The sequence below is a fragment of the Variovorax sp. FG153 genome (assembly GCF_057809595.1).
The window spans coordinates 36,347-46,266 of the sequence record NZ_JBMDKG010000020.1 but is presented as its reverse complement, the minus strand read 5'-3'; the positions used below and the strand labels follow the sequence as shown (position 1 = coordinate 46,266).

Here is a 9,920-nt window from a genome sequence, read left to right as displayed (position 1 = left end):
CTGTTCAACCGGCGGGGGGACGGTGCCCTGTGCCTTACGAAGTCTTGAAATTGGCCTTCTTCAGCAGCGACTCGTACTGCTGGGACATCATGTAGTTCTGCACCTGGGCCATGAAGTCCATCGTGACGACCACGATGATCAACAGGGAGGTACCGCCGAAGTAGAACGGAACGTTGTACTTCAGGATCAGGAACTCGGGCAGCAGGCAGACGAAGGTGATGTACACCGCGCCGGCCAACGTCAGGCGAACCAGGATCTTGTCGATGTAGCGCGCCGTCTGATCACCCGGGCGGATGCCCGGAATGAACGCACCGCTCTTCTTCAGGTTGTCGGCGGTCTCGCGGCTGTTGAACACGAGGGCCGTATAGAAGAAGCAGAAGAACACGATCGCGGCGGCGTACAGCAGCACGTAGATCGGCTCGCCCGGGCGCAATGCGCTCGCCACGTCCTTGATCCAGCGGAACCCGCCTTCGCCGGTGCTGAACCAGCCCACCACCGTCGCCGGCAGCAGAATGATCGAGGACGCGAAGATCGGCGGAATCACGCCGGCCATGTTCAGCTTCAGCGGCAGGTGCGACGACTGACCGCCATACACCTTGTTGCCGACCTGGCGCCGCGCATAGTTCACGAGGATCTTGCGCTGGCCGCGTTCGACGAACACCACGAAGTAGGTGACCAGCACCACCACCGCGACGATGAACAGCGCGATGATCACGTTCATGGCGCCGGTACGCACCAGCTCCAGCAGACCGCCGATGGCGTTCGGCAGGCCGGCCGCGATACCCGCGAAGATCAGGATCGAGATGCCGTTGCCCAGGCCGCGTTCGGTGATCTGCTCGCCGAGCCACATCAGGAACATCGAACCGGCCGTCAGGCTCACCATGGCGGTGATGCGGAAGCCGAAGCCGGGCGAGATCACCAGGCCGGCCGACGACTCAAGCGCCACCGCGATGCTGAACGACTGGAACAGCGCCAGACCCAGTGCACCGTAGCGGGTGTACTGCGTGATCTTGCGACGGCCCGCCTCGCCTTCCTTCTTCAATTGCTCGAAGCTCGGAAGCACGTAGGTCATCAGCTGCATGATGATCGACGCCGAGATGTACGGCATGATCCCCAGCGCAAACACCGTGAAACGCGACAGCGCGCCACCCGAGAACATGTTGAACAGGCTCAGGATGCCGCCCTGCTGCCCCTGGAACAACGCCGCGAGCTGGTCGGGGTTGATGCCGGGCACGGGAATGTGCGCGCCGATCCGGTAGACCACGAGCGCGAGCAGCAAGAAGACCAGCCGGCGACGCAGGTCGCCGAACTTGCCCGTCTTTGCGATCGTTGCCGCGTTAGTTGCCACGAGGAGCTTCTTTCAGTCCGAAGGTCTGTCGATCAGGCGACGCTGCCGCCGGCCGCTTCGATCGCGGCCTTGGCACCAGCGGTGGCACCGACGCCCGTCAGCTTGACGGCCTTGGTGAGTTCACCGGTCTTGATGACCTTCACCACCTTGGCGAGCTGGCCCACGAGGCCGGCTTGCTTCAGGGCGAGCACGTCCACTTCGGCCAGGCCGAGCTGCTCGAGAGCGGCCAGCGTGACTTCGGCGTTGAACTTGAGCGATTGCGACTTGAAGCCACGCTTCGGCAGGCGGCGCTGCAGCGGCATTTGACCGCCTTCGAAGCCGACCTTGTGGAAACCGCCTGCGCGCGACTTCTGACCCTTGTGGCCGCGACCCGAGGTCTTGCCCAGGCCGGAACCGATACCGCGGCCGACACGGCGCTTGGCGTGCTTGGCGCCATCCGCCGGCTTGATGCCATTGAGTTCCATGTCAGTCTCTCTTACAGAACTTTGACCAGATAACTGATCTTGTTGATCATGCCGCGCACCGCGGGGGTGTCCTGCAGCTCGCTCACGCTGTTGAGCTTGCGCAGACCCAGGCCACGAACGGTGTCCCGGTGCGATTGCTTGGTGCCGATCGGGCTCTTGACCAGTTGCACCTTCAGGGTTTGTTGTTGCGTCGTCATTTGAATGCTTCCTTCAGCCTTGCAAGAGCTCGCGCTCAGGCGAAGAGTTCTTCGACGGTGAGGCCGCGCTTGGCAGCCACTTCGGACGCGGTCGTCGAGTTCTTCAACCCGTCGAGCGTGGCACGAACCATGTTGTAGGGATTCGACGAACCATGGCTCTTGGCCACGATGTCGGTGATGCCCATGACTTCGAACACGGCGCGCATCGGGCCGCCGGCGATGATGCCGGTACCCTTGGGAGCCGGGTACATCACGACCGTCGAGGCACCGTGGTGGCCCTGCACCTGGTGATGCAGCGTGCCGTTCTTGATCGGCGCCTTGAACAGGTTGCGACGGGCTTCTTCCATCGCCTTCTGCACGGCGGCGGGCACTTCCTTCGACTTGCCCTTGCCCATGCCGACGCGGCCATCGCCGTCACCGACCACGGTCAGCGCCGCGAAACCGAGGATACGACCACCCTTCACCACCTTGGTGACGCGGTTGATCGCGATCATCTTCTCGCGCAGACCGTCCTCGGGGCCTTCGTTCTGCGTTCTTGCCTGAATCTTTGCCATTTTGAATCTCGTGTCCGGTTAGAACTGCAGGCCGGCTTCGCGGGCCGCATCGGCCAGCGCCTTGACGCGGCCGTGGTACGCGAAACCTGCGCGGTCGAAGGCAACCTTCTCGACGCCGGCAGCCTTCGCCTTTTCGGCGATGCGCTTGCCGATGGCCGTGGCCGCAGCGGTGTTGCCGCCCTTGCCCGAGCCGCCGAGCGCGGTGCGCACTTCGGCTTCGGCGGTGGAGGCCGTGGCCAGCACCTTCGAGCCGTCGCCGGAGATGACGGTCGCGTAGATGTGCAGGTTGGTGCGGTTCACCGTCAGGCGAGCCACGCCCTGCGTCGCGATGCGGATGCGGGTCTGGCGCGAACGGCGGAGACGCTGTGCTTTTTTGGTCAACATCATTTTGCTGCCCCTTACTTCTTCTTGGTCTCTTTGATCACGATCTTCTCGTCCGCATAACGGATACCCTTGCCCTTGTAGGGCTCGGGCGGACGAACGGCACGGATCTCAGCGGCCACTTGGCCGACGCGCTGGCGGTCGGCACCCTTGATCACGATTTCGGTCGGGGTCGCGGTGGCCACCGTGATGCCTTGCGGCATATCGATGTTGACCGGGTGCGAGTAACCGACTTGCAGATTCAGCTTGGAACCCTGGGCGGCGGCCTTGTAGCCCACGCCGATCAGGTTGAGCTTCTTCTCGAAGCCCTTGGTCACACCGACCACCATGTTGTTCACCAGCTGGCGGATCGTGCCGCTCATCGCATTCGCTTCGCGCGAATCGTTGGCGGGCTCGAAGTTCAGCTTGCCGTCCTTGCTGACGACGTTGACCAGCGCGTTGCGCGCGAGGCTGAGCGAACCGCCCGTGCCCTTGACGCTGATCTGGTCTTCCTTGATCTGCACATCCACGCCTTGGGGGATGGCGACCGGCGATTTTCCTACTCGGGACATTTCAGTTTCTCCTCGATGTCTCGGTCAGGCGACGTAGCACAGCACTTCGCCACCGACACCGGAGGCGCGCGCCTTGCGGTCGGTCATCACGCCCTGGGGGGTCGTGACGATCGCAACGCCGAGGCCGTTCTGGACTTGCGGAATGGCCGAGCTGGCCTTGTAGACGCGCAGGCCGGGGCGGCTCACGCGTTCGATGCGCTCGATCACCGGACGACCGGCGTAGTACTTCAGCGAAATCTCGAGCTCGCTCTTGCCGGCTTCGGTCTTGACCTGGAAGCCGTCGATGTAGCCCTCGTCCTTCAGGACTTGTGCGATCGCGATCTTCACCTTGGAAGACGGGACCGACACGGTGGGCTTCGCCACCATCTGCGCGTTGCGGATACGCGTCAGCAGGTCGGCAATGGGATCACTCATGCTCATGTTGTTTGCTCCTGCCTGGCTTACCAGCTGGCCTTGATGACACCGGGGATGTCACCGTTGAATGCCAGTTCGCGGATCTTGGCGCGGGCCAGACCGAATTGACGGAAGGTGCCGCGCGGACGACCGGTGATTTCGCAACGGTTGCGTTGACGCGTGGGGTTCGCGTTGCGCGGGAGCTTTTGCAGTGCCAGGCGGGCGGCTGCGCGCTCTTCTTCGGTCTTCTTGAGGTCGTTCGAGGCGGCCTTCAGTTCGGCGTGCTTGGCGGCGAACTTGGCAACCAGCTTGTCGCGCTTGAGTTCGCGCTGGATCAAAGATGCTTTAGCCACGGATCACCTCAGTTCTTGAACGGGAAACGGAAGCCGGCGAGCAGCGCCTTGGCTTCTTCATCGGTCTTGGCCGTCGTCGTGATGCTGATGTTCAGACCACGCAGGGCGTCGACCTTGTCGTACTCGATCTCGGGGAAGATGATCTGCTCTTTCACGCCGATGTTGTAGTTGCCACGACCGTCGAATGCACGACCCGAGATACCGCGGAAGTCGCGCACGCGGGGCAGGGCCACGGTGACGAAGCGGTCCAGGAATTCGTACATGTGCACGCCGCGCAGCGTGACCATGCAGCCGATGGGCTGGTTCTCGCGGATCTTGAAACCGGCGATGGCCTTCTTCGACTTGGTGACCACGGGCTTCTGGCCGGCGATCTTGGTCAGGTCGGCGACGGCGTTGTCGAGGACCTTCTTGTCGGCGACGGCTTCACCCACGCCCATGTTGAGCGTGATCTTGGTGAGGCGGGGGACCTGCATCGGCGAGGTGTAGCCGAACTTCTCGGTCAGGTCTTTCGCGATCTTTTCGCGATAGTGTTGTTGGAGACGTGCCATCTGAGTACCTCTTAGGCGATCTTGATTTCTTCGCCGCTGGACTTGAAGACACGCACTGCGACGCGCTTGCCTTCGGCATCCTGGCTCACCTTGATGCCCACGCGATCGGCCTTGCCGGTCGCGGCATTGAAGATCGCCACGTTGGATTGGTGAATCGGCATGGCCTTCTCGACGATGCCACCGGTCGTGCCCTTGAGCGGGTTCGGCTTGGTGTGCTTCTTGACGAGGTTGATGCCTTCGACGAGCACGTGCGAGTCGTCCTTGCGCAGCGTGACGACGCCACGCTTGCCCTTGTCGCGGCCGGCCAACACGATGACCTGGTCGCCTTTGCGAATCTTGTTCATGGCGTTGTTGTCCTCAGAGAACTTCGGGGGCCAGCGACACGATCTTCATGAACTTCTCGGTGCGCAGTTCGCGCGTCACCGGTCCGAAGATGCGGGTGCCGATCGGCTCCAGCTTGGCGTTGAGCAGCACGGCGGCATTGCCGTCGAACTTGACGAGCGAGCCGTCGCCGCGGCGGATGCCCTTGGCGGTGCGCACGACCACGGCGCTGTAGATCTCGCCCTTCTTGACGCGACCACGCGGAGCGGCTTCCTTGACGCTGACCTTGATGACGTCGCCCACGCTGGCATAACGCCGCTTGGAGCCACCGAGCACCTTGATACACAGGACGGACTTCGCGCCTGTGTTGTCGGCCACTTCGAGCCGGGATTCAGTTTGGATCATTTCTTGATATTCCCAACTTGTACCAATGCGCGGCCCGGAGGGATTCGCGTGTCTCGCATCGGTCAGTCTTGGGCCCGCCGTCCGCGCCTCGAACCACTCGAAGCGCTTCCCGTTTGGGCTGAAATCTTCGCCTTTTTGAAGCGAAGCCCGCGATTGTGGCACCCGGCTGCGTCGATGTCAACTGCCTTCTTCGGGCCACCCGCCAAGACACTAGACTCGGGCCCCGTGCGCCCTCCAGCCTCCACCCCCTCCTTCTCGACCACCCGCCGCCTCGTGCTGGGCGGCCTCGCGGGGGCGGCCGGCGCCCTGGCGCTGGGCACGGCCGGCTGCGGCAGCCCGGCAGCCATGCCCGCCTCCGGCCGGCTGCGCCGCCTCGCGGAAGCGCGCTGGCCGCACCGGCTCTCCATCGGCGGCACGCCGGCGGGCGGACTCTCGGGCATCGACTTCGACGCCCGCACAGGTGAGTACCTGCTGCTGAGCGACGACCGGTCGGATCTGGCACCCGTGCGCTTCTATATGGCGCGCTGGCCCGCGCCCTGGAGCGCCGCGCCCGAAGCCACCGGTGTCGTCGAACTGCAACGCCCGGGCGGAGGCCCCTGGCCTTCGCGCCGCCAGGCCATCGCCGGCCTGCCGGTGCCCGACCCCGAATCGCTGCGCCTGCGGCCCGACACCGGCACCGTGCTGTGGAGCAGCGAGGGCGACCTCGCGCGCGGCTTCGGGCCCGCGCTCTACGAATCGGCGCGCGATGGCCGCTTCCTGCGCGAGTTCGAACTACCCGCCATGTTCCGCCCCGACCCGACCCAGCGCCGCGGCCCGCGCGACAACCTCGCCTTCGAGGGCCTCGCGCTCACGCCCGACGGCCGCACGGCCTGGCTGGCGATGGAGAACGCGCTGATCCAGGACGGCCCCGTGCCCACGATCGACGCCACCGGCGGCCCCTGCCGCTTCACGCGCATCGACCTGGCCAGCGGCCGGGCGACCGGCCAGATCGCCTACGTGCCCGACGCGATCCCCCTGCGTCCGCTGCTGCCGGGCACCTATGCCGACAACGGCGTGAGCGAGGTGCTGATGATCGACGCGCACCGCATGCTGGTGCTCGAGCGCGCCTACGCGGCCGGCACCGGGAACTCGCTGCGCCTCTATGAAATAGACACCCGCGGCAGCGGCGACGTGCTGGGCCTGGAGGCGCTGACGCCGGGCAACCACCGCCCGGTCGCCAAGACCCTGGTCGCCGATTTCTCCCGGCTCGGGGCCGACAACGGCCTCTCGCGCCTCGACAACAGCGAGGGCATGTGCTGGGGCCCGCCGCTGCCCGGTGGCGGGCGGACGCTGATGATCGTCAGCGACGACAATTTCAACCCGCTGCAGATCACGCAGTTCGCCGCCTTCGAATTCATCGACCGACCATGACCATCGCCGCCACCGTCCTGCCCCGCAACGCCCCCGCGCCGCTGCCGCCCGTCGCCTTCATCGGCGGCGGCAACATGGCCAGCGCCATCATCGGCGGGCTGATCCAGCAAGGCACGCCGGCCGCCTCGTTCGAGGTGGTCGAACCCTTCGAGGAGGCGCGCGCCCGGCTGTCCAACACCTTCGGCATCGCGGCCCAGCCGGCCGCCAGCGAGGCGCTCGCGCGCTGCGCGGTGGTGGTCTGGGCGGTCAAGCCTCAGACCTTCGCCGAGGCCACGCGCCCGGTGCGCGCCTTCGCCGGGAACGCGCTGCACCTGAGCGTGGCCGCGGGCATCCCGTCCGACAGCATCGCCCGCTGGCTGGGCACCGAGCGCGTGGTGCGCGCCATGCCGAACACGCCGGCGCTGGTCGGCCAGGGCATGACCGGGCTGTTCGCGCGCCCCGGTGCCGACGGCGCCGACCGCGCGCTGGTCGGCCAGCTGCTGGCGCCCACCGGCGAGCTGATCTGGGTCGACCAGGAGCCCGCGCTCGACGCCGTGACCGCGATGTCGGGCTCGGGCCCGGCCTACGTGTTCTATTTCATCGAGGCCATGACCGAGGCCGGCATCGAGATGGGCCTCGCGCCCGAGCAGGCGCAGCGGCTGGCGATCGGCACCTTCACCGGCGCCTCGGCGCTGGCCGACAGCGCGCACGAGCCGCCCGCGGTGCTGCGCGAGCGCGTGACTTCCAAGGGCGGCACCACCTACGCGGCGATCAGCGCGCTGCAGCAGGCCGACGTCAAGGGCCAGTTCAAGACCGCGATTCGCGCGGCGCAGAAGCGCGCGGCCGAGCTCGGCGAGGAATTCGGCCGCGGCTGAGAGCCGTCAGGCCGGCGGCGCGTCGAAGGTGCCCGCCAGCGCGCGCGGGCCGAGGAAGAACAGCCAGTCGGCCGCCAGCGTGACGGTGCCGTCCTCCAGCTCGAGCTGCAGCGCTTCCTTCAGCAGGAAGCTGTCGCCGGGCTTGGGCGTGACCTCCGCGATGCGCACGCGCGCCCGGAAGCGCGCGCCCACCGGCATCGGCCGCACGAAGCGCAGGCGGTCGAAGCCGTAGTTCAGCGCATGGTTGGTGTCGAAGGGCAGCAGGCTGCGCATCGCCTCGCCGCTGAGCTTGATCAGGTGCGAGACCTGGAAGAAGCCCTGCACGATGGCGCCGCCGTAGCCGGCCTCGCGCGCGGCGCGCTCCGGATCGAGATGGATCCACTCGCCCTCGCCGTCGCCCGAGAGTTCGGCATAGCGCGCCACCATGTCCTGCGTGATGCGGTGCCACTCCGAATGGGCCTCCCGGCCGATCCGGGCGCGCAGCTGCGCCAGCGTGGCCTGGGTGTCGGGCGCGGGCTGCATGCGGTCTCGTTTCCGGGGCCGCGGATCAGCGCAGGCCGTAGCCGGCCACCACGCCGGCGAAGACCGCGAAGCCCAGCCAGTGGTTGAGCCGGAAGGCCTGGAAGCAGCCTTCGCGCGTGCGATCGCGGATCAGCCGCCAGTGCCAGGCCGCCTGCCCCGCCGCGATCGCGATCGCGAGGTAGAACGCGACGCCGAGCCCGCGGCTCGCGCCGGCCCAGGTCCACACGGCGAGAAAGACCGCATAGCTCGCCATCACCGCAGCCACGTCGAAGCGGCCGAAGGTGATGGCCGAGGTCTTCATGCCGATCTTGAGATCGTCGTCGCGGTCGACCATCGCGTACTCGGTGTCGTAGGCCAGCACCCAGAACAGGTTGCCCGCCAGCAGCCACCACGCGAAGGACGGCACCGTGGCCTGCACGGCCGCGAAGGCCATCGGAATGCCGAAGCTGAACGCGATGCCGAGCACCGCCTGCGGGATCGACACGAAGCGCTTCGCATAGGGATAGACCAGCGTGACCGCGAGCGCGGCGAACGACCAGTACACCGTGACCCGGTTGGTCGTGAGCACCAGGCCGAAGGCCACCAGCGCGAGCACCGCGCCGAGCAGCAGCGCCTCGCGCACCGAGATCTCGCCGCTGGTCACGGGCCGCTGCGCGGTGCGCTTCACGTGGCGGTCGAAGTCGCGGTCGGCCACGTCGTTGACGCAGCAGCCCGCGCTGCGCATGAGGATCGTGCCGAGCACGAACACCGCGACCAGGTGCCAGCCCGGCCAGCCGTCGGCCGCGAACCAGAGCGCGCCGAGGCTGGGCCACAGCAGCAGCAGCCAGCCCGCGGGACGGTTCCAGCGGATCAGGTCGAGGTACACGGCAAAACGCCCGCGGCGTGGCGCGGGCGTGAGGCCGTGGGGAGCGGTGCCGGGGTTCAATCCTCGAGCAGCGAACGCAGCATCCAGGCGGTCTGGTCGTGCACCGTGCAGCGCGCGGTCAGCATGTCGGCCGTCGGATCGTCGCCGGCTTCCTCGGCCACGGGGATGAATTCGCGCGCGATGCGCGACACGGTCTCGTGGCCCTTCACGAGGATGCGCACCATCTCCATCGCCTTGGGCGGGTCCTGCGGCACGTCGGGCACGGTGGCGATCTTGCTGAACTCGGCATACGAGCCCGGCGCGTAGTGGCCCAGCGCGCGGATGCGCTCGGCGATCACGTCGGTCGAGTTCCACAGCTCGGTGTACTGCGCCATGAACATCGCGTGCAGCGAGTTGAAGTGCGGACCCGTCACGTTCCAGTGGAAGTTGTGGGTGGTGAGGTAGAGCGTGTAGGTGTCGGCGAGCACGCGGCTCAGGCCTTCGGCGATGGCCGCGCGGTCCTGGCGCTCGATGCCGATGTTGATGATCGGCGCATTGCGGCTGCCGGACTCCTGCGCGACCACCGCGCCGCCCTTCTTGGGCACCTTGCCGGCGGAGGAAGCGGGAGAGGGCTTGGTTTTCTTGGGAGCTTTGGCCATGGCAAAAGATCTTTCTTCAAGTTGGGAGTGACACCGGAATTCTCGAAGCCGGCGCGCGGCTTCGCAACAGCGTCACTCTATCGCAGCGTTCGAGATTCCAAGCTTGCGGCGGCGTA

General features: G+C 66.5%; 16 protein-coding genes. 2 read left to right on the top strand and 14 right to left on the bottom strand.

What is annotated here, in order from left to right; all coding sequences use genetic code 11:
• Nucleotides 1-34 precede the first annotated feature (34 nt).
• From secY to rplN, 11 genes are read right to left on the bottom strand one after another with little or no spacing between them, the layout of a single operon-like run.
• Entirely contained in the window at nt 35-1,348 is a 1,314-nt protein-coding gene (gene secY / locus ACODT0_RS21520) for a preprotein translocase subunit SecY (RefSeq protein ID WP_057593152.1), read from the bottom strand.
• A gap of 32 nt (nt 1,349-1,380) precedes the next feature.
• Nucleotides 1,381-1,812, bottom strand: a complete 432-nt coding sequence (gene rplO / locus ACODT0_RS21515) for a 50S ribosomal protein L15 (protein WP_057593151.1) — start codon at nt 1,810-1,812, stop codon at nt 1,381-1,383.
• An 11-nt stretch (nt 1,813-1,823) separates the two neighbouring features.
• Nucleotides 1,824-2,009, bottom strand: a complete 186-nt coding sequence (rpmD, locus tag ACODT0_RS21510) for a 50S ribosomal protein L30 (RefSeq protein ID WP_057593150.1) — start codon at nt 2,007-2,009, stop codon at nt 1,824-1,826.
• Nucleotides 2,010-2,044: 35 nt separating this feature from the next.
• Complete coding sequence (gene rpsE / locus ACODT0_RS21505; RefSeq protein WP_057593149.1) at nt 2,045-2,563, bottom strand: 30S ribosomal protein S5; 519 nt, start codon at nt 2,561-2,563, stop codon at nt 2,045-2,047.
• Nucleotides 2,564-2,581: 18 nt separating this feature from the next.
• Nucleotides 2,582-2,947, bottom strand: coding sequence for a 50S ribosomal protein L18 (gene rplR / locus ACODT0_RS21500; RefSeq protein ID WP_057593190.1), 366 nt, complete (start codon nt 2,945-2,947; stop codon nt 2,582-2,584).
• Between the two features lie 14 nt (nt 2,948-2,961).
• Nucleotides 2,962-3,495 carry a 50S ribosomal protein L6 gene (gene rplF / locus ACODT0_RS21495; RefSeq protein ID WP_057593148.1) on the bottom strand — a complete coding sequence of 178 codons (534 nt, stop codon included), beginning with the start codon at nt 3,493-3,495 and terminating at the stop codon, nt 2,962-2,964.
• Nucleotides 3,496-3,519: 24 nt separating this feature from the next.
• Nucleotides 3,520-3,915: a 30S ribosomal protein S8 gene (gene rpsH, locus ACODT0_RS21490; protein ID WP_057593147.1), complete on the bottom strand. Its 396-nt coding sequence runs from the start codon at nt 3,913-3,915 to the stop codon at nt 3,520-3,522.
• 20 nt (nt 3,916-3,935) lie between these two features.
• The gene (rpsN, locus tag ACODT0_RS21485) at nt 3,936-4,241 is read right to left on the bottom strand and encodes a 30S ribosomal protein S14 (RefSeq protein ID WP_057593146.1); all 306 of its coding nucleotides are present in this window, start codon (nt 4,239-4,241) and stop codon (nt 3,936-3,938) included.
• 8 nt (nt 4,242-4,249) lie between these two features.
• Nucleotides 4,250-4,789: a 50S ribosomal protein L5 gene (gene rplE / locus ACODT0_RS21480; protein WP_057593145.1), complete on the bottom strand. Its 540-nt coding sequence runs from the start codon at nt 4,787-4,789 to the stop codon at nt 4,250-4,252.
• Between the two features lie 11 nt (nt 4,790-4,800).
• Complete coding sequence (gene rplX, locus ACODT0_RS21475) at nt 4,801-5,133, bottom strand: 50S ribosomal protein L24 (protein ID WP_057593144.1); 333 nt, start codon at nt 5,131-5,133, stop codon at nt 4,801-4,803.
• A 13-nt stretch (nt 5,134-5,146) separates the two neighbouring features.
• Entirely contained in the window at nt 5,147-5,515 is a 369-nt protein-coding gene (gene rplN, locus ACODT0_RS21470) for a 50S ribosomal protein L14 (RefSeq protein WP_057593143.1), read from the bottom strand.
• Nucleotides 5,516-5,740: 225 nt separating this feature from the next.
• Between rplN and ACODT0_RS21465 the strand changes: the two genes are divergently transcribed.
• Complete coding sequence (locus ACODT0_RS21465) at nt 5,741-6,925, top strand: esterase-like activity of phytase family protein (RefSeq protein ID WP_489042229.1); 1,185 nt, start codon at nt 5,741-5,743, stop codon at nt 6,923-6,925.
• Nucleotides 6,922-7,779, top strand: coding sequence for a pyrroline-5-carboxylate reductase (gene proC, locus ACODT0_RS21460; RefSeq protein ID WP_489042228.1), 858 nt, complete (start codon nt 6,922-6,924; stop codon nt 7,777-7,779). Before ACODT0_RS21465 ends, proC begins: the two co-directional genes overlap by 4 nt.
• A gap of 6 nt (nt 7,780-7,785) precedes the next feature.
• On the opposite strand, the gene ACODT0_RS21455 is transcribed toward proC, so the two are convergent.
• From ACODT0_RS21455 to ACODT0_RS21445, 3 genes are read right to left on the bottom strand one after another with little or no spacing between them, the layout of a single operon-like run.
• A complete protein-coding gene (locus ACODT0_RS21455; RefSeq protein ID WP_479671058.1) occupies nt 7,786-8,301 on the bottom strand; it encodes a MaoC/PaaZ C-terminal domain-containing protein in 516 nt (171 codons plus the stop codon).
• Nucleotides 8,302-8,326: 25 nt separating this feature from the next.
• Complete coding sequence (gene ubiA / locus ACODT0_RS21450; protein WP_489042227.1) at nt 8,327-9,226, bottom strand: 4-hydroxybenzoate octaprenyltransferase; 900 nt, start codon at nt 9,224-9,226, stop codon at nt 8,327-8,329.
• The gene (locus ACODT0_RS21445; RefSeq protein WP_057593138.1) at nt 9,223-9,804 is read right to left on the bottom strand and encodes a Dps family protein; all 582 of its coding nucleotides are present in this window, start codon (nt 9,802-9,804) and stop codon (nt 9,223-9,225) included. The genes ubiA and ACODT0_RS21445 overlap by 4 nt, the downstream gene beginning before the upstream one ends.
• Between the last annotated feature and the right edge of the window lie 116 nt (nt 9,805-9,920).

Excerpts from the sequence above, each read along its gene's own strand:
- rplF (WP_057593148.1), bottom strand. The coding sequence starts at position 3,495 with ATGTCCCGAGTAGGAAAATCGCCGGTCGCCATCCCCCAAGGCGTGGAT.
- ACODT0_RS21455 (WP_479671058.1), bottom strand. The coding sequence starts at position 8,301 with ATGCAGCCCGCGCCCGACACCCAGGCCACGCTGGCGCAGCTGCGCGCC.
- ACODT0_RS21445 (WP_057593138.1), bottom strand. The coding sequence starts at position 9,804 with ATGGCCAAAGCTCCCAAGAAAACCAAGCCCTCTCCCGCTTCCTCCGCC.
- rpsH (WP_057593147.1), bottom strand. The coding sequence starts at position 3,915 with ATGAGCATGAGTGATCCCATTGCCGACCTGCTGACGCGTATCCGCAAC.
- rpsE (WP_057593149.1), bottom strand. The coding sequence starts at position 2,563 with ATGGCAAAGATTCAGGCAAGAACGCAGAACGAAGGCCCCGAGGACGGT.
- rpmD (WP_057593150.1), bottom strand. The coding sequence starts at position 2,009 with ATGACGACGCAACAACAAACCCTGAAGGTGCAACTGGTCAAGAGCCCG.
- proC (WP_489042228.1), top strand. The coding sequence starts at position 6,922 with ATGACCATCGCCGCCACCGTCCTGCCCCGCAACGCCCCCGCGCCGCTG.
- rplO (WP_057593151.1), bottom strand. The coding sequence starts at position 1,812 with ATGGAACTCAATGGCATCAAGCCGGCGGATGGCGCCAAGCACGCCAAG.
- rplX (WP_057593144.1), bottom strand. The coding sequence starts at position 5,133 with ATGAACAAGATTCGCAAAGGCGACCAGGTCATCGTGTTGGCCGGCCGC.
- rplR (WP_057593190.1), bottom strand. The coding sequence starts at position 2,947 with ATGTTGACCAAAAAAGCACAGCGTCTCCGCCGTTCGCGCCAGACCCGC.
- rplN (WP_057593143.1), bottom strand. The coding sequence starts at position 5,515 with ATGATCCAAACTGAATCCCGGCTCGAAGTGGCCGACAACACAGGCGCG.
- rplE (WP_057593145.1), bottom strand. The coding sequence starts at position 4,789 with ATGGCACGTCTCCAACAACACTATCGCGAAAAGATCGCGAAAGACCTG.